This is a genomic window from Altibacter sp., assembly GCF_019913785.1.
GTDB lineage: Bacteria > Bacteroidota > Bacteroidia > Flavobacteriales > Flavobacteriaceae > Altibacter.
The window spans coordinates 1-23,800 of sequence record NZ_JAIOHK010000077.1 but is presented as its reverse complement, the minus strand read 5'-3'; the positions used below and the strand labels follow the sequence as shown (position 1 = coordinate 23,800).

The following is a 23,800-nucleotide window of genomic DNA, read 5'->3' as shown; positions in this document are numbered from 1 at the left end:
GCACTTAAACGATCGGTGATTTCTTGAATGCTCCCCACGCCGTCCACACCGTAGTATTTGTCTTGTTTTTTATAGTATCCCTTTAAAATAGCCGTCTCATCGTAATATACTTTTATACGATTTCTGATCACGGCTTCGTTGGCATCATCGGCTCGGCCACTGACTTTACCACGCTCCAACAATCGTTGCACCAAAACCTCATCGTCCACTTCAAGGGCCACCATCGCATTGATCTGTGAATTCTTTTCCTGCATCAAAATTGCCAAGGCCTCTGCCTGTGCTTCGGTACGGGGAAATCCGTCGAAAATAAATCCGTTGGCGCCTTTATTCTTCTCTACTTCGGCATTCAACATATTAATGGTCACGGCATCGGGCACCAAATGTCCCTTGTCCATATACGACTTGGCTAGTTTCCCTAATTCAGTTTCATTTTTAATATTATATCTAAATACATCTCCCGTTGAGATATGTACTAATTGGTATTTTTCTTTTAAAACCTCGGCCTGTGTTCCTTTTCCGGCACCCGGAGGCCCAAACAATACAATGTTCTTCATAGATTTATTTTTCTTCTTGAATAGTGATGTTAAAAATCGGCACATAAATAAAGGTGCAAAGATAACAATTGCAAAGAAGATTGTACCTTTGTGCGATGGCTAATTATTTTTCTTCCGATTTCACCCTTGGAATTCTTGGCGGAGGCCAATTGGGCAAAATGCTGCTCTACGAAACCCGTAAATTTGATATTAAAACTCACGTACTTGATCCCAGTGCTGAAGCCCCATGCCGAATAGCCTGCGACCGTTTTGAACAAGGCGATTTGATGGATTACAACACCGTATATTCCTTCGGAAAAAAGGTAGATCTGCTTACCTTCGAAATTGAAAATGTGAATGTTGCTGCCTTGGAAAAACTGGAAGAAGAAGGAAAAAAGGTATATCCTTCTTCCGAAACACTTCGAAATATTCAGAATAAGGGCGTACAAAAGCAATTTTACAAAACACATGGTATCCCCACCTCCCCTTTTATTCTTTTTGAAGACAAAAATAAACTGAAGGCAGCGCTGGCGCAAAAGGAACTCGACTTTCCCTTTGTTTGGAAAAGCTGTACAGGCGGTTACGATGGTAAAGGGGTGAGTATTGTTCGCCATGAGGCCGATATAAGTCCTCTGCCTGATGGGCAATGTATTGCCGAAAAACTAATTCCCTTTAAAAACGAATTGGCAGTCATAGTCGCACGTAATTTAAAAGGTGACGTTAAAACCTACCCGGTGGTCGAAATGGAGTTTCACCCCGAAGCCAATCAGGTGGAATATGTAATTTGCCCGGCACGGATCGATGAACAGGTTGCACAAAAAGCACGCGCGGTCGCCAAAAAAGTCTCGGAAGCCTTTGAACATATTGGGTTGCTTGCCGTGGAACTATTCCAAACAGAAGATGATGAAATCTTAGTGAATGAGGTGGCACCACGACCCCACAACAGCGGCCATCACACCATTGAGTCTAGTTTTACCAATCAGTTTGAACAGCATCTAAGGGCTATTTTAAACCTACCCCTTGGAAAGACCGATAGTAAATTGGGAGGTATTATGGTAAATTTGGTGGGTGCCGAAGGTCATACCGGAAATGTGGTATACCAGCACATAGAAACCATCATGGCTATGGAGGGGGTAACGCCCCATATTTATGGTAAAAAAGAAACAAGACCCTTCCGAAAAATGGGACATGTCACCATTGTAAATAAAGATATCCATGAAGCCCGTTCGGTGGCCGAAAAAGTCAAGAAAACAATTCAGGTAATTAGTAAAAAATAGTAGTATGAGCAAAGTAGGAATCATTATGGGAAGTACAAGTGACCTTCCGGTCATGCAAGAAGCTATCGATATTTTAAAAGGCTTTGACATAGAAGTAGAAGTCGATATAGTATCGGCACATCGCACTCCAGACAAGCTATTCGATTATGGAAAGAAGGCCCACACAAGAGGAATTTCGGTGATCATAGCCGGTGCCGGTGGTGCAGCTCACCTACCGGGAATGATAGCGTCGCTTTCTCCCTTGCCGGTTATTGGTGTTCCCGTAAAATCGAGTAATTCTATCGACGGCTGGGACTCGGTTTTATCCATTCTACAAATGCCAGGTGGCGTTCCTGTAGCTACGGTCGCCCTAAATGGTGCTAAAAATGCGGGGATACTAGCCGCCCAAATTATTGGATCGGCAGATAAATGTATGCTCGATAAAATATTGGCCTATAAGGAAGGCTTAAAAATAAAAGTAGAAGAAGGCGCTAAAAAAATTAAAAAGTAAAATCTAATGCTGGGTCGAGCGCAGTCGAAACCTTGTTTTTAACAGTGTTGCCAACAAAAAATGAATTCCTATTACATTTATATTCTAAAATGTGCGGATGGATTACTTTATACAGGAATAACCAATAATATTGCTCGTAGGTTTTTAGAACATCAGAACGGATTAAACACCTCCTCCTTTACATATAAAAGAAGGTCTCGACTGCGCTCGACCGGATAAAAAATAACTTTATATAATGAACAACCCCTTATTACAGCCTTTTGATACGGCTCCCTTTTCAAAAATAAAAAATGAACATTTCCTGCCGGGTATAAAAAAGCTCATCGAAGTGACTAAAGGCGAGATTGATAATATCACCTCGAATTCTGAACCCCCTACTTTTAAGAATACGGTAGCGGCCTTGGAATATACCGGATTGCAATTGGATCGCGCTACCGGCATTTTTTTTAATCTGAATAGTGCCGAAACCAACGATGAGATCCAAAAGATCGCTCAGGAGGTATCTCCGTTGCTTTCTGAATTTGGCAATGATATACTACTCAACGAAGCGCTTTTTAAAAGAGTACAATCGGTATATGACCAAAGGACAGCACTTGCTCTAAATCCCGAAGAGGAAATGCTCCTGGAAAAGCAATACAAAGGGTTTACAAGGAATGGCGCCAATCTTTCTGAAGCAGATAAGGCGATACTTCGGAAATTGGATACCGAATTGTCCAAACTGAAGCTCACTTTCGGTGAAAACGTCCTGGCCGAAACCAATAAATTCGAATTGCATATTACCAAAGAAGACGAACTGTCCGGGCTACCGGAAGGCGCCGTGGAAGCTGCTGCACAAACGGCTTCAGAAAAAGGGAAAGTGGGATGGCTATTTACACTGGATTACCCCAGCTATATTCCATTTATGATGTATGCCGATAGTCGTTCGCTTCGGAAAAAATTATCTCTGGCCTTTGGTTCCAAAGGGTTTCACGGCGATACCTTAGACAACCAACAAAATGTCTTACAAATTGTAAAGTTAAGGCATCAACGAGCCCAATTACTTGGTTACGATTCCCATGCACATTTCGTTTTGGAAGAACGCATGGCCGAAACACCACAAAAAGTACAATCTTTTCTGAAAGAATTGCTCGACAAAGCTACCCCTGCGGCACAAAAGGAATTTGACCAATTAGAAGCCTTCGCAAAAGAATTGGACGGGATTGACCAATTGCAAAAATGGGACAGTGCCTACTATGCCGAAAAATTGAAACAAAAGTTATTCGATCTGGACGATGAAAAACTCAAACCCTATTTTGAGCTTCAAAAAGTAATCCAAGGTGTCTTTACAGTTGCGGAAAAACTATACGGACTTCAATTTAACGAAGTGCACGATATTGACACCTACCATCCCGATGTAAAAACCTATCGCGTTACCGATGGCGATGGCGTTTTGGCGGCTATCTTCTATGCTGATTTCCATCCACGTCCCGGAAAACGCGGCGGTGCATGGATGACTTCTTTTAAATCGCAAATGATCAAGGATGGTGTGAACGAACGACCGCAAGTTTCCATTGTATGTAATTTTACAAAACCTACTCCTAGCAAACCTTCTCTGCTCACATTTAATGAGGTAACCACCTTATTTCATGAATTTGGCCACGCCCTGCATGGTATGTTAGCAAACACCACGTATAAAGGCCTTTCGGGAACCAATGTCTACTGGGATTTTGTCGAACTGCCGAGTCAGATATTGGAAAACTGGTGTTATGAAAAAGAAACGCTAGAGCTGTTTGCCACACATTACCAAACCGAAGAAGTAATTCCTATGGAATTGGTTGAAAAAATAAAAGCCTCGGCTACCTTTCACGAAGGCATGCAAACGCTTCGGCAATTGAGTTTCGGACTATTAGACATGGCATGGCATGGGAGTGATCCTTCGGGAATAGACAATGTGAAAGCTTTTGAAAAAAGTGCTTTTGGGGCGACCCAACTCTTCCCGGATGTTGCTGAAAATTGCATGAGTACTTCCTTCTCCCATATTTTCCAAGGAGGATATTCGGCGGGGTATTACAGTTACAAATGGGCTGAAGTATTGGATGCAGATGCCTTCGCCTATTTTAAAGAAGAAGGAATCTTTAATAAGAAAGTGGCCAATAAGTTTAAAAATTACGTGCTTTCACAAGGTGGGACGCAAGACCCGATGGAATTGTATATAAAATTCAGAGGGAAAAAGCCAAACCCGGAAGCCCTTTTAAAAAGGGCCGGGTTGCTTTAATCTACTTTTAGGCATAAATTTATTCGACGACGATTCGCTTGGAAAATTGCTTCCCATTTTCAAATTCCAGGGTAACAATATAGAATCCGGAGGCATAGGCTTCAAGGGAAACCTGACCGCTATTTTTAGGATGTTCCAGTTGCATAATGCGCTTCCCGAGTATATCATATAGCACAATATTGTCTAAGGTAGCCGACGAAGTTGTGAGGGAATAATTCAGTGTACTATCAGTGACATAAACTTGATAATTATCCAATTCATTTTCAGAAACAGCCAGAATAATGTCACTTTTGGATGCTTCAATCAAGAACTCCACACAAAGCTTCGAAAATTTTGCAGCGTGTTCGGCATTTCCAGAAATACTAAACACATCGTTTGCCGTATGAATGTTCGGATTGTGTTGTCCAAATCCCGATTCGAAAGGAAAAGCGGCCATATACCCTTCTGCCGTCCAACTAGCATGGTCTGAACAACCGTAATTACACATGGAGGCTCCATAACTAAATTGGTGAGCTCCCGAAGCATTGTAATGATCCATCAATTGTGAAAGAAATCCGGTTAATGTTGGAGAGGTATAATCTGTGATAAGTCCGACATCGTATCCCGATCCATTGTAATTGGTCATATCAAATTGCACCACAGCCGACACATTGATGTTATTATTTGCATACTCTTGGGCAATCTCTGCAGATCCTACTAAGCCGATCTCTTCGGCGGCATAGGCCATAAATTCGATGGATTTTTTCGGAACAAATCCTGTTTCAAACAAGGCCCGAGCAGCTTCGGTAATCGTTGAAATTCCGGAAGCGTCATCATCGGCACCGGGGGCATTGTCATTACTGGGGTTTGCCGTAGAATCGAGATGTCCTCCAACGATTACAAACTCATCGGGTGTCTCGGCACCGGCAATGGTCATAATTACGGAAGGCATATTGGTATTTACGTGATTAAAAAGCCGAACACTCACATCGGTCCTGCCATAACTAGCCGCCATATTCTCCCATTTTGTCTTTAGGTCGTTGGCCGCCTGTGTGGCCGAAGCTCTGTTATGGTATCGTGTTCCATAATTTTGAAGTACTAAAATTTGATCCTCAATATTCTGTGTATTTACAGCATCCATAGCGTTCTGTACCCATTGATCCTCGGTGATGGTAAAGACCATATTCGAGTTGGCAGGTATAACAGTGGGCCGCTCTAAGGCAGCAATAGCATCCTCATAGGAAGGTTTGAACACATATCCCGGTCCATGGACCAACACGCGGTCATGTAGCATATGACTTGCATTTTCCGTCATATAGACCACGGCTTCGTTCTGCTTTTTGGCCAAAATTTCCACCTCTAAGGGCAAGTCCGATTTAAGTGCTTCCGCATCATTTAAGGCCATGGTAGCATAAAATGAAGTATCCTGTGCTGAACTTGAGAAAACAACAAGGAAAAGTAATAAGAGTGTAAGTATTTTTTTCATAAAAATGGGTACAATTAATATTAAATAATTAAAAAATAAAAGTACTATATAATACGCTATTGTATCTTATCTTTCAAATATTTAACACCACGCTATCTTATAAATAAGTTAATACGGTTCGTACTTTATAAATCTTTTCTATTTTTGATCTACGCTTCGACACCTTAGGTATGTCATCAAATCTATTACATCCCAATTCTTGGGTAGATCGCTATTCAGATTATCTGTACAATTATACAATCGTACGGGTGAATGATCATGAAATAGCACAGGATTTAATTTCTGAAACCTTTTTGGCAGGGCTTAAATCTCAAAAGAATTTTAAAGGCGAGGCGAGTGAGCGTACCTGGCTTATTTCTATTTTAAAGCGGAAGATCATAGATCATTACCGGAAGATAAATTCGAGAAAGGGAAAGGCAGAAGTCCGTATGAACTACAATAGCGAAGATTCCGAAGGGGATTGGTTGGAAGAACGGGTAAGTGATCCCTTCGACAAAACCGCCGAGGACACTATGGTAAATGAAGAATTGGGACTCGCTATTCTAAATTGTCTGGAAGGGTTAAATGAAAAACAGGCTGCCATTTTTAAGATGAAGACAATTGAAGGATTCGATACAGAAACTATCTGTAATGAATACAATATTACGCCGTCTAACCTCTGGGTTATCATACATCGCGCCCGTAAAGCGATGGCAGATTGTCTAGAAAAAAACTGGTTTTAAATGAAGGTACCTATTAGTTGCGAACAAGCAGCAGAAACGTGTGACAAAGCACAATATAAAGAAGCGAGCAATTGGCAGAAGTTGCTCATGAAACTACATCATATTGTTTGTCGTATTTGTCGTGTGCAATCCAAGAAAAACGGCAAGCTCACAGAAGTGATTAACAAAGCCGATCTAAAAACACTTCCTTCGGAAAAAAAAGAGGCGATTAAGATTCGATTACATGAAGAAATGAATCGTTAATAGCACAATACCCAACCAAACAATCGGAAGGCTTTCCACCCAAAATGAAGCAAAATATCTGGATTGTTTTTTTTCAGAATAAAATAGAAACAGCCCCGCAAGTGCACAAAATACCATCAAACTTATCGTGAAAGGAAGTATTCCCTCATCCTTTAAGAAATCCAACAGTATACAGCCGAGCAGCACCACATAACCAACCGTTTTAACAGCTTTGATACCCAATCGTTGCGGCAGTGTTAGCAAGGATGCAGCGTCATAAGGAAGGTCTCTAATTTCGAAGGGTATTGTCAAGACTATCACCAATAAAATTCGCTGTACAAAAACAATCAATTCTGTATTGTTAAATTCAGTTCCGGATGCTACAAGCGGAACCACCACCGTCGCTCCCGCCCAAACCATGGCAACTATAAATATTTTCAGACCCGTGACCGTACGCAAATTCTTTTTTTTAAGGAGCGGTATTGCATAGAACAGGGTAAGAAGACCAAAAAAAGAGGCTGCGATAATCGTTCTAACCGTCTGTTGTAACACAAAATAGAAGAGCAGAACAAAACAGAAAACCGAAAAAACCTGAATGGCCTTTAACGATTCTGTCAGGCTGTAATGATGCAGACCAGCTACGCCGGCATATTTAACAAAATTATACGCAGTTATGGTTCCGAAGAATACAAATCCATACAGCGAATAAGATACCTCTAAATTAAATTCCAATACGGTGATTTGAAGCAAGGCTAATACTGCTAAAGCCACATGTGTACTGCTGTTGATATAAAAACTAAAAACACTGCGAAGAAGCTTCATAACACAAAAGTAGCTAAAGAGTTAGTAACCTAAATTTCTAGTTGAAAAGTTATCGATTTCAACTAAATAAAAAAAAGCGTTTTTAATAGTAAAATATGTAATTTTGCACCTGCCTTCAGAAACAAGACGGCATTAAATTTAATTGCACATAATGAACACAGATTCTTTTGCCCTTAGACACATTGGTCCCAGAAGAAGTGACCTTGCCAAAATGCTTAAAACTGTTGGTGCCGAGAGCCTCGACCAACTCATTTCAGAAACAATTCCGGATGATATTTTGCTTAAAGAAGACCTATCGCTCGATATGGCCTTAAGTGAAAATGAGTACTTAGAACACATCACTGAATTAGCTTCAAAAAATAAAATTTACAAAACATATATTGGGTTAGGTTATAACCAATCGATCACTCCGCCGGTCATTCAACGAAATATATTGGAGAATCCGGGTTGGTATACAGCATATACACCGTATCAAGCTGAAATTGCACAAGGCCGATTAGAAGCCCTGTTGAATTTCCAAACCATGGTCGTCGACCTTACCGGAATGGAACTGGCCAATGCTTCACTATTGGACGAAGCAACTGCAGCTGCCGAAGCGATGGCATTACTATATGCAGTTAGAGAACGAGAACAGAAAAAGAACAATGCTTCAAAATTCTTTGTTTCCGAAGAAATTCTGCCGCAAACTTTGTCTTTACTACAAACGCGATCCACCCCTATTGGAGTTGAATTGGTCGTAGGAAACCATGAAGAATTCGATTTTTCAGCCGAATTTTTTGGAGCTATTTTGCAGTATCCCGGCAAGACAGGAACCGTTCATAATTTTAAAGACTTTATTGCAAATGCAAAAACAGCCCAGATAAAAGTAGCTGTCGCTGCCGATATTCTGAGTTTAGTAAAATTAGAATCTCCCGGTCATTTTGGAGCCGATATCGTAGTGGGAACTACGCAACGTTTCGGTATTCCATTAGGCTATGGAGGACCGCATGCCGCTTATTTTGCGACCAAAGAAGAGTACAAACGTCATATCCCGGGGCGTATTATTGGCGTTACCAAAGATACCGATGGGAACCGTGCTTTACGTATGGCATTACAAACACGGGAGCAACACATTAAGCGCGACAAGGCAACTTCCAATATTTGTACTGCTCAAGTTCTTTTGGCGGTAATGGCTGGAATGTACGCTGTATATCACGGACCTAAAGGGCTAGAATTTATAGCCAATAAAGTGCACAATACAGCGGTTACCTTAGCAACAAGCTTAGAAAAACTAGGCTTTAAGCAAGCAAATGAAACTTTTTTTGATACCATCGCCATCAAAACCGATGCTACCAAAATCGAATATTTATCGGAAGGCAAAGAAATTAATTTCTACTATCCCGATGAGGAAACGGTTTCCATTTCGGTGAATGAAACTACTACCTTAAAAGACCTCAATAAGATTATTCAGGTTTTTGCTGAAGCGTTCAATAAAGAAACCATCAAGTTAACCGAATTGATCGTCGGAAACAAGATTCCCCAAGAAGCAGCGCGAAAAACAGAATTCCTTCAGAATGAAGTATTCAATAGCTACCATAGTGAAACCGAATTGATGCGGTATATCAAGAAACTGGAGCGTAGGGATTTGTCGTTGAATCACTCTATGATCGCTTTAGGAAGCTGTACGATGAAACTGAATGCTGCTGCCGAAATGCTTCCGTTAAGTGATCCTCAGTGGGGGAATATGCATCCTTTTGTTCCCGTTACGCAGGCGGAAGGCTATCAACAAATGCTTAAAAAATTAGAAAATCAGCTTACCGAAATTACGGGTTTTGCCGGCACTTCTTTGCAGCCCAATTCGGGGGCACAAGGAGAGTATGCCGGACTTATGGTGATTAGAGCCTATCACGAATCGCGAGGAGAAGGTCATAGGAATATTTGCTTGATCCCCTCGTCGGCCCACGGTACCAATCCGGCCAGTGCAGTAATGGCCGGTATGGATGTTGTGGTCACCAAAGCCTCTGAAGATGGAAATATAGATGTTGAAGATTTACGAGCCAAGGCAATTGAACACAAAGACAATCTATCTTGTCTAATGGTTACCTATCCTTCGACACATGGGGTATACGAATCAGCTATCCGTGAAATTACGGGTATCATTCACGATAATGGTGGTCAGGTCTATATGGATGGCGCCAATATGAATGCACAGGTGGCTTTAACCAATCCGGGAGCTATCGGTGCCGATGTATGCCATTTGAATTTACATAAGACCTTTGCGATTCCTCACGGAGGTGGTGGTCCGGGTGTTGGCCCCATTTGTGTGGCTAAACAGCTCGTTCCGTTTCTTCCTTCCAACCCGATTATAAAAACGGGTGGTGAGAAAGCGATTACGGCCATTTCGGCAGCTCCATGGGGTAGCTCATTAGTGTGTTTGATCTCCTATGCCTATATCTGTATGTTGGGAGAGAGCGGTTTGAAGAAATCTACACAATATGCCATCTTGAACGCCAACTATATCAAAGAACGCCTAAAAGGACATTACGATGTGTTGTATACGGGAGAACGGGGTCGGGCAGCCCACGAGATGATCGTAGATTGTCGTCCGTTCAAGGCGAATGGAATAGAAGTAACCGATATAGCAAAACGTTTGATGGATTATGGTTTCCATGCGCCAACAGTCTCATTTCCGGTGGCAGGAACATTAATGATCGAACCGACCGAAAGTGAGAGTATGCAAGAATTGGATCGTTTTTGTGATGCTATGATTTCTATCAGAAAAGAAATTGACCTAGCAAATAAGGACGATGATAACAACGTCCTTAAAAACTCCCCACATACCTTAGCAATGGTGACAAGCGACACTTGGGAGTTTCCATATAGCAGGCAACAGGCGGCATTTCCATTGGATTATATTTCAGAAAATAAATTCTGGCCTTCGGTTCGAAGAGTGGACGATGCCTATGGTGATCGAAACCTCATCTGCACCTGTGCACCAATAGAAGCCTTTATGGAGGCATAAAACAAATTGTTTTAAGATTAGAAAATCCTCAATATTCTGTTGTAGATGTTGAGGATTTTATTTTAAAAACACCGAATTCTACGAATAATCCAATTTGAATTGATTTCACATAAAATAACAATGATAGCTTAGTACTTTTCAGTAATTTAGTCGAAATTTTAATGACAATGGGAGTTACAATTATTGGCACCGGCAGTTACATTCCCAGTGGGATTGCAACCAATGAAGAGTTTGAAAATCATCGTTTTTACAACGAAGACGGATCGAAATTTGGCTATGAAAATGATGTGATTATTGAAAAGTTCAAGGCCATTACCGGGATAGCGGAAAGACGGTATATTACAGACAACCTAAATACATCCGATATTGCTTCCTTTGCTGCCGAACTGGCTATCAAAGATGCAGGAATTGATAAAGAAACGTTAGATTATATTATTGTTGCCCATAATTATGGGGATGTTAAACACGGAGCTGTACAAAGTGATACAGTGCCTAGCATTGCCTCCCGTGTAAAACACAATTTAAAGATTAAAAATCCATATTGCGTTGCTTACGATATGCTTTTTGGATGCCCGGGCTGGGTGGAATCTATGATACAGGCCAACGCCTTTATCAAATCGGGAATTGCAAAGAGGTGTTTGGTCATAGGGGCCGAAGCCCTGTCTCGCGTTGTAGACCAACACGATCGGGATTCCATGATCTATAGCGATGGAGCCGGTGCTACCGTTGTGGAATACAAGTCAGGCGATAGCGGTATACTTGCCCATAAAAGCGCGACCTATACTTACGACGAAGCTCATTTTATTTATTTCGGGGAGTCGAACAATCAGGACTTGACAGATGCGCGAAGGTATATTAAAATGTATGGCAGAAAAATCTATGAGTTTGCGTTGAACAATGTGCCTTCAGCCATGAAAGAATGTTTGGATGAAACAGGTATTTCAATTACAGAAATCAAAAAGATTTTTATCCATCAAGCCAATGAGAAGATGGATGAGGCCATTATGAATCGGTTTTATAAGTTATATAATGAGACACCTCCGGAGGATGTAATGCCCATGACCATAGATAAGTTAGGTAATTCTAGTGTGGCAACTGTTCCTACCCTATATGATCTTGTCTTAAAAGAGGAATTGGGCGATCATCGTATTCGGCAGGGAGATATAATCATCTTTGCCAGTGTTGGTGCCGGCATGAATATCAATGCCATTATTTATCGCGTCTAATTTATGTATGAAGAAAAATACCCCAAGAAGCGATATAAACACACCCTCCGCTTTTTACAAGAAGTAGTTGCTCCCCCTAAAAAAATTCTCGATTTAGGAGTAGAAAATCCTTTTTCTGAAATCATGAAAAAGCATGGTTATACCGTAACCAACACCCAAGGAGAAGATTTGGATATTGACACAGAGGCGGTAGCGACTGACAATTTCGATTTGGTCACTGCCTTCGAAATTTTTGAGCATTTGGTTTCCCCCTTCAACGTCCTTCAAACAATTAAAGCCAAAAAACTGGTAGCTTCCGTACCGTTAAAGTTGTGGTTTGCATCGGCTTATCAAAGTAAAACTGATGAACGTGACCGACATTATCACGAATTTGAAGACTGGCAATTCGATTGGCTACTCGAAAAAGCCGGATGGCACATTAAAAAAAGGGAGAAGTTCACCAACCCTGTAAAGAAATTAGGCATACGACCTATCCTTAGACGATTTACGCCTCGATATTATTTGATCTATGCCGAACGAATTTGATGGAATTTTGTATTGTCATACCGGCACATAACGAAGCGGACTATCTTTCGAAAACGCTTCAATCCTTGATAGACCAAACCGTGCTTCCAAAAAAAGTGGTTGTGGTAAACGACAACTCAACAGACAACACCCAAAACATCATTGATTCATTTACTTCTAAATATGCATTTATTGAATCGGTTTTACAGGTTTCTGAAGATCTGCACAGTCCCGGAAGCAAGGTAATCAATGCCTTTAACAAGGGTTTGGAATCACTTGATGCTACCTACGACGTGATTTGTAAGTTTGATGCCGATCTCATTTTTCCGAAGCATTATCTGGCCACCATACACCAAATCTTTCAAAACGACCCGAGTTGTGGGATGGCCGGCGGTTTTTGCTATATCGAGAAGAACGGCAATTGGGTATTGGAAAGTCTTACGAACAAAGATCATATACGTGGGGCTTTAAAAGCCTATCGAAAAGAATGTTTTCATCAAATTGGGGGTTTAAAAAATGTGATGGGCTGGGATACTGTGGACGAGCTTTTGGCGCAGTACCACGGCTGGACGGTCTCCACCGACACTTCCTTACACGTGAAACACTTAAAACCCACCGGAGCTTCGTATTCGCGAGCTGCAAGATTCAAGCAAGGGGAAGCCTTTCACCGGATGCAGTACGGTTTTCTACTTACTAACATTGCTTCGGCGAAATTGGCCTGGAACAAGAAAAATTTCTTATTCTATATACATTGCCTTCAGGGCTACCGGAAAGCACAACGAGACCGTAAACCTTTTATCGTTTCCGAAGCAGAAGGGAAATTTATTAGAGACTTGCGGTGGAAAAACATAAAAAAGAAATTGCTATTCATTTCATCTAAAAAATAGATGGAAGCACCCTCGGCTAATTTTGTTACTTTAGCAAGACCGATTATCCTATGAAGTATATCAAAGACATTGGCTCTTATTTTTTAATGCTCAAAAGAGTATTCAGCAGTTTCACCAAAGGATCTGTATTAAAGGAATTGATCTTCAAAGAAATAGATGATCTAATTTTTACCTCTATGGGCATTGTCGCCTTTATTTCGTTCTTCGTCGGAGGGGTAATTACGATACAAACGGCCTTGAATTTATCGAATCCCTTGATCCCTAAATCGCTTATCGGATTTGCAACAAGGCAGTCCATCATTCTGGAGTTTGCACCCACTTTTATCTCTATCATCATGGCGGGAAAAGTGGGGTCATTTATAACATCAAGTATCGGATCTATGCGTGTTACCGAACAAATTGATGCTCTGGAAGTGATGGGCATAAATTCACTCAACTATCTGGTTTTTCCAAAAATTATTGCCTTGTTGTTTTTCCCCTTTGTGATCGCCGTAGCCATGTTCTTGGGTATATTTGGTGGTTGGATAGCAGGCGTTTACGGCGGATTTACATCTTCTCCCGAATTTATCGCCGGACTACAAGATTCGTTCGATCCGTTTCACTTGACCTATGCCTTTATAAAAACATTTGTTTTTGCCTTTATCCTCGCAACAGTGCCATCTTGGCAAGGATATTATATGAAAGGTGGCGCGTTAGAAGTAGGAAAGGCGAGTACCAATTCCTTTGTTTGGACCAGTGTCCTCATAATCCTTTCAAATTATATAGTAACTCAACTCCTTTTAAGCTAATGATCAAAGTTGAAAATGTACACAAGCGTTTTGGTGATGAAGAAATTCTAAAAGGAATTACCACCGTTTTTGATAGGGGTAAGACTAACCTCATCATAGGACAAAGTGGTAGCGGAAAAACGGTATTGCTCAAATGTCTTTTAGGGCTTTTTAGGCCCGAAGAAGGGTTGATTTATTACGAGGACAAGGCCATTCAACATATGAACGATGCAGAACAAAGAACCTTACGTGAAGAAATTGGCATGCTTTTTCAAGGGGGTGCCTTATTCGATTCCATGACGATTGAAGAGAATGTTATGTTCCCATTACGTATGTTCAGCAATCAGAAACGGACTGAAATGCTGGATCGAGTAAATGAAGTTCTAGCTCGTGTTAATCTTGAAAATGTCAACAAAAAATTTCCTGCCGAGATCTCGGGTGGCATGCAAAAAAGAGTTTCCATTGCAAGAGCGATTGTCAACAAACCCAAGTACCTTTTTTGCGATGAGCCCAATTCGGGTCTGGATCCAAAGACAGCAACAGTGATTGATAATTTAATTCAGGAAATTACGCACGAATATAATATTACCACTGTAGTGGTGTCCCACGATATGAATTCGGTTATGGAAATAGGTGAAAGTATCGTATTGTTAAAACACGGAAAACTAGTTTGGCAGGGCACCAATGAAGATATCTTTAAAACCGATAATGAAGATGTTACCAACTTTGTGTATTCATCGGATTTATTTAAAAAAATTAGAGATGTCCAATTAAAAGAAGGGTGAATTTTACTTCCTAACCTTGTGCTAATCAAATATTTTAAGTTATTTTTAGCCTTATTAAAAAACCAAATTATGAAAAACAATTTACTTTTAGGCATCGCTTTATTGTGTGGTGCATCACTTTGGGCCCAGGTTAATTTTATCAACCAAAGTGGATTAATTGGAAACTACCCGGACACTTCGGAGATCGCCGTAGATATGAATGGCGATTATCTGGATGACTACGTTCGTGTAAGTTCAGGAGGTATTGGTATCGATTACCAACAACCAAACGGCACTTTTATTTCCGAATTTATTACTATGTCAATTGCAAACGCCCCAGACTGGAGTGTTGCAGCAGCCGATATAGACAAAAATGGCTACAACGATCTTGTATTAGGAAATGGATCAAGAGTATCCTTTTTGTTTGCTAATGGAGATGGAACTCTTTATACCGAAGACACCCATCCAGAGTATATCTTCTCACAGCGTTCCACCTTTAATGATATTGACAACGACGGAGACATTGATGCCTTTGTTTGTCATGATGTGGACGAAAGTCACCCTTACCGTAATGATGGCGGACAAAACATGGTATTAGATCAAAATTTGATTCAGACTTTAGATCGCCCCGGAAACTATGCGGCTATCTGGGTAGATTACGACAACGATGGCGATTCAGACATGTACCTTACAAAATGTAGAGGTGGCGCTCCTGTTGGAGATGTAAATCGCGACAATGCAATGTACACCAATAATGGCGATGGAACCTTTACCGAAAATGGATTAGACATCAATATGCGGGATAACGCACAATCTTGGGCGACCGTTTTTGAAGATTTTGATAATGACGGTGACTTTGATGCCTTTATTGTTAACCATGATTTTCAAAATCGCTTCATGGAAAACGACGGAACCGGAATGTTTACCGACATTATTGGAACTACGGGCATAGACCCCAATGACCTTGGGGCATGGGAAAATCAGGCGGGAGATTTCAATAACGATGGTTTTGTAGACATCTTTTCTGAATTGTCTAAAGAATTATATATCAATAACGGTGATATGACCTTTACAGGTATCGATCTGCCATTTGATGAAGGAGCCATAGGCGACATGAACAACGACGGATTTTTAGATGTCGTTAACGACGGTGACCTTTGGATAAACCAAGGAAATTCGAATAATTGGGTTAAAGTTGGATTGGAAGGAGTTCAGAGCAACCTCAACGGTATAGGTGCACGTATAGAGATTTATGGCGACTGGGGAATGCAAATACGTGAAATCCGTTCCGGACAAGGTTTTAGCCATATGAATTCCTTGGTGGGACATTTCGGAGTTGGACAAAGCACGGTGATCGATCAAATGATTATTCGTTGGCCATCCGGAATCGTAGATTATGTGATCGATCCAAACATCAATGAAACTCATATCATTGTGGAAGGAAGCAATCCACTTGCTATTACCGATTTTCAGATCAATGGAATCAAATTATATCCTAATCCAACAACAGATATTATCAATTTCTCACTAAGCGGTTTGGCAGATACTCCTGTTACTGTTGTAGATGTAAATGGGAAAATCATTGTTTCCACAAAGATTTCTTCAGAAAACAATTTGGACGTTTCAGCTTTAAACTCCGGTGTGTATTTTGTACAATTGGAAATTGAAAAGAAAAACGTGAGTTATAAATTTATCAAGAGATAAATATTAGTTTCTCAATTTAAAAAAGGCTCCTAAAATTAGGAGCCTTTTTTATTAAGGATATTCTATGACGCTAATTGTGTCCAATTGCATTTTAAATTTGAGCCAAGCTTCTAAACGCTTCATTTGTTCTTTTCTATCTCTTACCGGCACTTCGCGTTTCCAGCGAATATTTATCACCGGTAATGTGTCTGTCTTTTGAAAATTCGTCGTTATTTTATTCGAATAACTAAAGGTTTCAATCCCTTGATAATTGATCTTAACTTCTTGGCTTAATTCTTTAAAAGGAACATTATTTATTTTTAAGTTCGCAATTTCATTTTCTAAAAAAGTGATTCTAGAATCCTTATCCTGCAACAATTGTTCGTTCTTAACATATAGGTCCTCTAATATTCCTGCCTTTACCTCACTCGAAAGTTTTTCGGCCAATTCACCGCTTTGATCTGCACCTTGGTAAACCCGTAGGGTAATGTCTTGTAATTTATCTGTATCTTTAAGTTCGTTGGTCCATTCATTTATTTTATTCTGGGGAACAGGACGCCCAATTAGGTATACATCTATAAATTTTGTTTCAAAGTTCATAGTGGATTTTACAATTTCGGCTCCCTCGTACTTTACGATATTGTCGACAAACATGGTCGCTCTATTTTCAAAAACCTGCTCCTTCAACAAATTCATAAAAAGGATTACGCTGGGGACCATAACAATCAATGCAATAAGTGAAGCCAACTGTGCAATGCGCTTCCGTCGTTGAGAATTCGCATACCTCACCAATGGAAAGCGCAACAATTTCGAAACAATAAAGGTCGATAATGCGATGAACACTGCATTGATAGAGAATAAATACAGCGCGCCTCCTGCGTAACTAGCATTACCAACTGCGAGTCCGTAGCCAACCGTGCACAACGGAGGCATAAGAGCTGTAGCGATGGCAACCCCAAAGATGACACTGGCAATAGTCCCACTTTTCGTTTTAGCAACGATCAATGCCAGACCACCAAAAATAGCGACCAAGACATCCAAAATAGTTGGATAGGTTCTGGCTAATAACTCAGGTGTCTCTTTGGTTAAAGGAGATAACTTAAAATATAAGAATGCTGTAAGCACACTCAACACCACCATAACACCTAGGTTAATAAGAGATCTTTTTAAGGTAACTACATCATTAATTGCTACCGACATCCCTACTCCAACGATAGGTCCCATAAGCGGTGAAATTAACATCGCTCCAATAACAACTGCCGCACTACTTACATTAAGACCAATCGAAGCCACGAAAATTGAGAATATCAAAATCCAGGCAGTATGACCTTTGAAAGAAATATCCTGTTTAACTGCTTCTATGGTCGCTTCACGATCTGTGCCCAGGCGAATATCCAATAATTCAGATAGAAATTTCTTAATACCGGCCCATGAATTAAAATTGTTGCCCTCTGGCAGAACATCATTTGGACTTGACTCCTTATTTGTTTCTGAAGTATTCATATTAGGTATAATTTTCGCCAAAAGTATGGTTAATTTCCGTTAATAAATTCTTAATGTTTTGCTCTTTCTCTTTCGGAAAAATTAGCAGTACATTTTCTTTGTCAACAATTATATAATCATCAATCCCATCGATTACTACCAACTTCTCCGCTGCGGTATATATCATATTCCCTTGGGCGTTTTTCAAATGAGAAATCGCACGAACCATTGCATTTTCAGAAGGGTTTGAAGTCATTTTGTCGTGTAACGCACCCCAGGTGCCTAAATCGTTCCAATCGAAAGATGCTTCCTTCACATACACATTCGACGCTTTTTCCATCACCCCGTAATCGATCGAAATATTTTCTGCCTTCTCATAATTCTGTGCAATAAATTGCGCCTCTTCTTCGGTGTTATACAGAGAATTCCCTTCAGCAAAAAGTGAATACATCGCTGGTATATGTCTTTCAAAAGAGGCGACAATGCTTTTTACACTCCACAAGAAAATTCCTGCATTCCATAGAAAGTTTCCTTCCGAAATAAACTGCTTTGCGGTATCATAATCCGGCTTTTCTCTAAACTGCCTGACCTTTTTAATTGCGGACGCCTCCATTTTATCACTTTCAATATAACCATAACCGGTATTTGGGAAAGTGGGGTGAATACCTAGGGTCATCAATATGTCGTTTTGACTGGACGCAGTAAAACAGGCCTCCACATCATTCGCGAATGCCGCTTCATCTTCGATCCAATGATCGCTTGGAGCTACCAGCATTAGGGCATTCTGATTCTTTTTTTTAATTTTTAATGCCGAAAGTAAAATACACGGAGCCGTATTGCGCATTGCCGGCTCCAATACCACTTGTTCGGAATTGATTTCAGGTAATTGTGCTAAGGTGATATCGAGATATCGCTCATTGGTAAGGATATAAATATTCTCTGCAGGAATTATTTTATGCAGTCTGGAAAATGTTTTTTGCAACAATGTCTGCCCCGTTCCCAACATATCGTGAAACTGTTTGGGGAATGCTTTGGTACTTACAGGCCAAAATCGGGTGCCAATCCCACCTGCCATGATAACCGCATAATAGTCCTTATTCATATAATTACTTTAAAAATTCAACTTCGGCATTCGGATTGAATAAATAGATCTTCCCAGTCGCCACTTCCAAGCACTCGTAACGCTTCACTCGTTTTTGTCCTCTTTTAAATATTTTCCCATTGTAAAGTCTAAACAAGCCGTCTTGAGGTATTTCAAAGATATAGTTTTTATCATTCTCAGGATCGAACTGTTTTAAGGCCAAAGAAAGCTTCGCATCGGTGTCGCTGGTTGCCTTAGGATTCTTAAAATGAAGTGCCAACAAGGGCAACAGCTGATTCGGGAAAATCTCGGGTCTTATAAAGGGTAGCATGAATTGCTGAAAGATATGTTTCCATTCTTTTCCATGCGGTTTGATTTTGCGACCACATTCGTTAAAGGCGACCAGATGCGCTATCTCGTGTACCAGCGTCATTAAGAAGCGGTACGGGTTTAAATTGGCATTGACCGTTATTTGATGTTGTCCATTGGGTAACTTCCTATAATCTCCATGTCGTGTAACACGTTCATTGACAATTTTAAGATGGACGTTGTGCTTTTTTATTAGTTTAAAAACCGCTTCTACCGACGCTTCAGGAATATATTTTTCAAGGATACGCTGCATCTGCTAGGGTGTTGAACTGGAAACCTGAAGCACTTTTCCGTTATAGAATTTATTTCCGCCAAGGGCAAAATCAACTATGTATTCGGCCATTTCTACAGCCGAAAGTGGAGCTTTATATCCCGGAAACACCTCCTCCAGCATTTCGGTCTGGACAGCTCCTAGGGCCAATGCATTGAACGATGGCCCGGTCTCTTTGTATTCTTCTGCCAGCAATTCTGTTAGCGTAATAACCGCACCTTTACTGCTGCTGTAAGCGCTTAGTCCCGGAAATTTAGTACTCCCTTGAATACCCCCCATGCTACTTATATTCACTATATGGCTGTCCTTTTCCATAAAGGGCAGTACCGTTTTAGTGAGCGCTACGAGACCAAAAACATTGACAGAATAACATTTCATAAAATCTGCGGAAGTAGTTTCAGAGAACGGTTTGTGTACCAAAAGACCGGCATTGTTGATCAAAACATCTACCCGATCCATATTTCGTTTTAAATGTGCTGAAAGCCTTTTCATTTCGGCCTCATTCGCAATATCAAAATCAAAAGCAGTAACCTTTGAAAGTCCCAACGCAGTTACCGGATCTGAATTTCGAGAAAGTGCCAACACCGAATGACCTGCTTCGGCAAATACCTTTACCAATTCAAATCCTATCCCTCTACTCGTACCGGTAATTATAATGTTCTTCATATCCTAAATATACACAAATCCCGATAGTTTCAGTAAAAATGAAGCCATCGGGATTCGATTAAATTATTAAATTCTTTATACAAACATCGTCACCGGATTCTCAATATACTGCCGCAGGGTCTGTAAGAATTGAGCCCCGGTAGCACCATCAACCGTACGGTGATCACATGCCAAGGTAACGCTCATCGTATTTCCAATCGCTATTGCTCCGTTTTTTACAACTGGTTTTTCAACAATAGCCCCCACCGATAAAATGGCCGAATTAGGCGCATTGATAATTGACGTAAACTCCTTAATACCAAACATTCCCAGATTGGACACCGTAAACGTACTGCCCTCCATTTCTTGAGGTGTAATTTTTTTAGTTCGGGCTTTCACCGCCAAATCCTTCACATTGGCCCCAATTTGAGAAAAGGACATCTGGTCTGCAAATTTTAAAACAGGCACTAAAAGGCCTTCATCAACCGCCACTGCCACACCTATATGAATGTGTTTTGCAATTCGGATTGCATCGCTTGTCCATTGTGTATTTACTTGAGGATGTTTCCGCAACGCCATGGCACATGCCTTAACAATCATATCATTAAAAGATATCCTCACCTCCGGATCGGCGTTAATGGCATTTCGTGCCGCTATAGCGTGATCCATATCCAATTCGATTGTCAAATAATAATGCGGTGCACTAAATTTAGATTCTCCCAATCGCTTGGCAATAGTCTTCCGCATTTGTGAATTCTTCACCTCCTCAAAACGTTCCACTCCAACCGGTGTATAGGTTTGAGCACTTCCAACTCCAGGTGTGTAATTCTCGATATCGCTTTTTACAATCCGACCATTCTCCCCGCTTCCCTTCACCAAACTTAGCTGTATCCCTTTTTCTTCGGCCATCCTTCTCGCCAGTGGAGAAGCAAAGATTCTACCTCCCTCTATATTGGTTGTTGCTACCGTCTGTGGTATTGTGGTTTCTGATTTAACTTCGGAAATGGGTGTCTCTCTTTTTTCAGCAACAGGTATTGCTTCAGCACTGCTGCTCTTTGGAGCACTAGTTGAAATACCCGAAACATCCGTACCCTTAGGACCAATGATCGCTAACAAGGCATCTACTTTTGCCGTTTCGCCTTCAGCGATCCCAATTTTAAGCAAGGTCCCCGAGTAGAAGGATTCGAACTCCATAGTGGCCTTATCGGTTTCTATCTCGGCGAGGATATCGCCTTCAGCAACCGTATCTCCCTCTTTTTTTAACCAACTGGCAACAGTTCCCTCTTCCATGGTGTCACTCAGCCTCGGCATGTTGATAATCTCAACCCCTTTTGGAAGATCGGCACTTTGCGTATTTGAAGCACTATCTTGTGAATTAGTTGTTGCTTTAACCGCTTCCTCGTTTTGAGTTTTCGGTTTTTCATCATTGCTTGTATTTCCTGAAATCAATCCTGAAATGTCTTCTCCTTTTTTCCCAATGATTGCCAGTAGTGCGTCTACTTTGGCAGTTTCCCCTTCGGCAATACCAATATGAAGCAAGGTTCCCTCATAAAATGATTCGAACTCCATGGTCGCTTTGTCTGTTTCTATTTCGGCTAAAATATCTCCTTCCGAAACAGTATCCCCTACTTTTTTAAGCCAGGTAGCCACTGTCCCTTCTTCCATAGTGTCGCTCAAGCGCGGCATGTTTATTACTTCTGCCATTATCTATAGTTTATGGGGTAAAAAAGGATAATCTTTCTGCTCGTAAACGGTATCGTACATAACATTCTTCTCGGGATATGGCGAATCTTCCGCAAACTTTTCACATTCGGCTACCAAATCTTTTACACGATCGTCTACCTTTTTAATTTCCGCTTCTGTGGCCCACTTATTTTTGTAAATATGATTTAACACATACAAAATAGGATCCTCCTCTTGTTTTTTTGCTACTTCTTCTTTGGTTCGGTAATGCTGTGCATCACTCATAGAATGCCCGCGATAGCGGTAGGTTCTAATTTCTAAGAAAGTAGGACCATCCCCTCTTCTAGCTCTTGCAATAGCCTCATCCATCTCCTTCGCCACAACTTCCGGTTTCATACCATCTATCGCTTTACAGGGCATTTCATACCCCAAGCCCAACTTATAAATGTCGGTGTGATTTGCGGTTCTGGCTACCGAAGTTCCCATGGCGTAACCGTTATTTTCACAACAAAAAACCACAGGTAACTTCCACAACATGGCTAGGTTAAAAGTTTCGTGTAATGATCCTTGGCGTACCGCACCATCTCCCATATAGGTGAGTGTTACGGCATCTAAATTATTGTATTTATCTGCAAATGCCAGACCGGCTCCTAAGGGAATTTGCCCGCCAACGATTCCATGACCTCCAAAAAACCGATGTTCTTTCGAAAAGATATGCATAGATCCTCCCAAACCTTGAGACGTACCGGTTCCCTTTCCATACAATTCGGCCATCACTTTTTTAGGATCAACGCCCATTCCAATAGGCTGAACGTGGTTTCTATATGCCGTTATCATTTTATCCTTGGTAAGATCCATGGCGTGTAATGCACCCGCCAATACCGCTTCTTGACCATTGTACAAATGAAGAAATCCTCTTACTTTTTGATTGATATAAACCTGGGCCAATTTATCTTCAAATTTGCGCCAGAAGAGCATATTTTCATACCAATCGAGGTAGGTTTGCTTCGTAATTTTTTTCATCTGTTCTTAGTAAAAATCCCCATTCGGAATTTATTGCACGAATAACAAAAATACTATATTCTGAATGACTACAAAACTGCTATCTGCTAAAATGCAATAAATAATTAAAGATATGAGCTGTCGAAGATAAGCGGAAGTAATTCTTTTACTGAATTTGATTTTACCACCTTACCAACCTCTCCCATAAAGTAGATACTGATAGGGCTTTTTTGTTTTACTTCATACTCTGCCAAGGCTTGACGACATGCCCCACAAGGCGGAGTAGGTGTATCCACCTTTTGATTAAGTGAGCGTGCTGTAATCGCCATTGCTACGATCGTCATATCTGGATAGGTCGCTCCAGCATGAAATACGGCAACTCTTTCGGCACAAAGTCCGGAAGGGAAAGCAGCATTCTCTTGGTTGTTTCCTGTAACAATTTCTCCTGAAGCCAATTGAAGCGCCGCCCCAACTCTAAAATGCGAATAAGGCGCATAAGCATTTTCTCGTGCTTGCTGCGCCTTACTAAGTAGATCTTGAATTTCTTTTGGAAGCTCCGAAACCGAGTCGAAAACTTCTAAATGAGTTTCAATTTTTATTTTTTTCACCTGTCTAATATTCGTCGTACTCGTCTCCAAAGTTGAAGGTCA

Annotated in this window: 23 protein-coding genes; 13 read left to right on the top strand and 10 right to left on the bottom strand. The window is 40.9% G+C overall.

All coding sequences use genetic code 11. The features are described from left to right. The coding region (locus K8F54_RS13465; protein WP_290791790.1) for an adenylate kinase at window positions 1-554 on the bottom strand (554 nt) is incomplete at its 3' end. A gap of 95 nt (window positions 555-649) precedes the next feature. Between K8F54_RS13465 and K8F54_RS13460 the strand changes: the two genes are divergently transcribed. The 4 genes from K8F54_RS13460 to K8F54_RS13445 are packed head-to-tail and all read left to right on the top strand — an operon-like array spanning window position 650 to window position 4,554. Beyond that, entirely contained in the window at window positions 650-1,810 is a 1,161-nt protein-coding gene (locus tag K8F54_RS13460; protein ID WP_290791789.1) for a 5-(carboxyamino)imidazole ribonucleotide synthase, read from the top strand. A 4-nt stretch (window positions 1,811-1,814) separates the two neighbouring features. Next, window positions 1,815-2,300: a 5-(carboxyamino)imidazole ribonucleotide mutase gene (gene purE / locus K8F54_RS13455; protein WP_290791788.1), complete on the top strand. Its 486-nt coding sequence runs from the start codon at window positions 1,815-1,817 to the stop codon at window positions 2,298-2,300. Between the two features lie 60 nt (window positions 2,301-2,360). Beyond that, entirely contained in the window at window positions 2,361-2,519 is a 159-nt protein-coding gene (locus tag K8F54_RS13450; RefSeq protein WP_290791787.1) for a GIY-YIG nuclease family protein, read from the top strand. A gap of 16 nt (window positions 2,520-2,535) precedes the next feature. Next, window positions 2,536-4,554, top strand: a complete 2,019-nt coding sequence (locus tag K8F54_RS13445) for a M3 family metallopeptidase (protein WP_290791786.1) — start codon at window positions 2,536-2,538, stop codon at window positions 4,552-4,554. 19 nt (window positions 4,555-4,573) lie between these two features. Here the strand turns inward: K8F54_RS13445 and K8F54_RS13440 are convergent, their stop codons facing one another. Beyond that, window positions 4,574-6,019 (bottom strand): M20/M25/M40 family metallo-hydrolase, encoded by a 1,446-nt coding sequence (locus K8F54_RS13440; RefSeq protein ID WP_290791785.1) that lies wholly within the window; start codon window positions 6,017-6,019, stop codon window positions 4,574-4,576. 170 nt (window positions 6,020-6,189) lie between these two features. On the opposite strand from K8F54_RS13440, the gene K8F54_RS13435 reads away from it, so the two are divergent. Beyond that, window positions 6,190-6,741, top strand: coding sequence for a sigma-70 family RNA polymerase sigma factor (locus tag K8F54_RS13435; RefSeq protein WP_290791784.1), 552 nt, complete (start codon window positions 6,190-6,192; stop codon window positions 6,739-6,741). Continuing rightward, the gene (locus K8F54_RS13430) at window positions 6,742-6,984 is read left to right on the top strand and encodes a hypothetical protein (protein ID WP_290791783.1); all 243 of its coding nucleotides are present in this window, start codon (window positions 6,742-6,744) and stop codon (window positions 6,982-6,984) included. Here K8F54_RS13430 and K8F54_RS13425 read toward each other — a convergent pair. After that, window positions 6,961-7,785, bottom strand: a complete 825-nt coding sequence (locus K8F54_RS13425; protein WP_290791782.1) for a hypothetical protein — start codon at window positions 7,783-7,785, stop codon at window positions 6,961-6,963. The genes K8F54_RS13430 and K8F54_RS13425 overlap by 24 nt on opposite strands. A gap of 151 nt (window positions 7,786-7,936) precedes the next feature. On the opposite strand from K8F54_RS13425, the gene gcvP reads away from it, so the two are divergent. From gcvP to K8F54_RS13390, 7 genes are all read left to right on the top strand, one after another. Beyond that, a complete protein-coding gene (gcvP, locus tag K8F54_RS13420; RefSeq protein WP_290791781.1) occupies window positions 7,937-10,786 on the top strand; it encodes an aminomethyl-transferring glycine dehydrogenase in 2,850 nt (949 codons plus the stop codon). 167 nt (window positions 10,787-10,953) lie between these two features. Then, complete coding sequence (locus K8F54_RS13415; RefSeq protein WP_290791780.1) at window positions 10,954-12,012, top strand: ketoacyl-ACP synthase III; 1,059 nt, start codon at window positions 10,954-10,956, stop codon at window positions 12,010-12,012. Between the two features lie 3 nt (window positions 12,013-12,015). Beyond that, complete coding sequence (locus tag K8F54_RS13410; protein ID WP_290791779.1) at window positions 12,016-12,537, top strand: methyltransferase domain-containing protein; 522 nt, start codon at window positions 12,016-12,018, stop codon at window positions 12,535-12,537. Further along, complete coding sequence (locus K8F54_RS13405) at window positions 12,537-13,403, top strand: glycosyltransferase family A protein (protein ID WP_290791778.1); 867 nt, start codon at window positions 12,537-12,539, stop codon at window positions 13,401-13,403. The genes K8F54_RS13410 and K8F54_RS13405 overlap by 1 nt, the downstream gene beginning before the upstream one ends. A gap of 50 nt (window positions 13,404-13,453) precedes the next feature. Further along, window positions 13,454-14,191 (top strand): ABC transporter permease, encoded by a 738-nt coding sequence (locus tag K8F54_RS13400; protein ID WP_290791777.1) that lies wholly within the window; start codon window positions 13,454-13,456, stop codon window positions 14,189-14,191. Next, on the top strand, window positions 14,191-14,955 hold the full coding sequence (locus K8F54_RS13395) for an ATP-binding cassette domain-containing protein (RefSeq protein WP_290791776.1): 765 nt from the start codon (window positions 14,191-14,193) through the stop codon (window positions 14,953-14,955). Before K8F54_RS13400 ends, K8F54_RS13395 begins: the two co-directional genes overlap by 1 nt. Window positions 14,956-15,024: 69 nt before the next feature. Beyond that, window positions 15,025-16,638, top strand: a complete 1,614-nt coding sequence (locus K8F54_RS13390) for an FG-GAP-like repeat-containing protein (protein WP_290791775.1) — start codon at window positions 15,025-15,027, stop codon at window positions 16,636-16,638. Window positions 16,639-16,689: 51 nt separating this feature from the next. Here the strand turns inward: K8F54_RS13390 and K8F54_RS13385 are convergent, their stop codons facing one another. From K8F54_RS13385 to cdd, 7 genes are all read right to left on the bottom strand, one after another. Then, window positions 16,690-18,120 carry a DUF389 domain-containing protein gene (locus tag K8F54_RS13385; protein WP_290791773.1) on the bottom strand — a complete coding sequence of 477 codons (1,431 nt, stop codon included), beginning with the start codon at window positions 18,118-18,120 and terminating at the stop codon, window positions 16,690-16,692. A 1-nt stretch (window position 18,121) separates the two neighbouring features. Beyond that, entirely contained in the window at window positions 18,122-19,201 is a 1,080-nt protein-coding gene (locus K8F54_RS13380; RefSeq protein WP_290791772.1) for a mannose-1-phosphate guanylyltransferase, read from the bottom strand. 4 nt (window positions 19,202-19,205) lie between these two features. Continuing rightward, window positions 19,206-19,802 carry a SprT-like domain-containing protein gene (locus K8F54_RS13375; RefSeq protein WP_290791771.1) on the bottom strand — a complete coding sequence of 199 codons (597 nt, stop codon included), beginning with the start codon at window positions 19,800-19,802 and terminating at the stop codon, window positions 19,206-19,208. Between the two features lie 3 nt (window positions 19,803-19,805). Next, window positions 19,806-20,486, bottom strand: coding sequence for an SDR family oxidoreductase (locus tag K8F54_RS13370; RefSeq protein WP_290791770.1), 681 nt, complete (start codon window positions 20,484-20,486; stop codon window positions 19,806-19,808). A 75-nt stretch (window positions 20,487-20,561) separates the two neighbouring features. Then, on the bottom strand, window positions 20,562-22,169 hold the full coding sequence (locus K8F54_RS13365; RefSeq protein WP_290791769.1) for a pyruvate dehydrogenase complex dihydrolipoamide acetyltransferase: 1,608 nt from the start codon (window positions 22,167-22,169) through the stop codon (window positions 20,562-20,564). Between the two features lie 3 nt (window positions 22,170-22,172). Continuing rightward, window positions 22,173-23,171 carry a pyruvate dehydrogenase (acetyl-transferring) E1 component subunit alpha gene (pdhA, locus tag K8F54_RS13360; RefSeq protein ID WP_290791768.1) on the bottom strand — a complete coding sequence of 333 codons (999 nt, stop codon included), beginning with the start codon at window positions 23,169-23,171 and terminating at the stop codon, window positions 22,173-22,175. Between the two features lie 104 nt (window positions 23,172-23,275). After that, on the bottom strand, window positions 23,276-23,758 hold the full coding sequence (gene cdd / locus K8F54_RS13355; protein ID WP_290791767.1) for a cytidine deaminase: 483 nt from the start codon (window positions 23,756-23,758) through the stop codon (window positions 23,276-23,278). Between the last annotated feature and the right edge of the window lie 42 nt (window positions 23,759-23,800).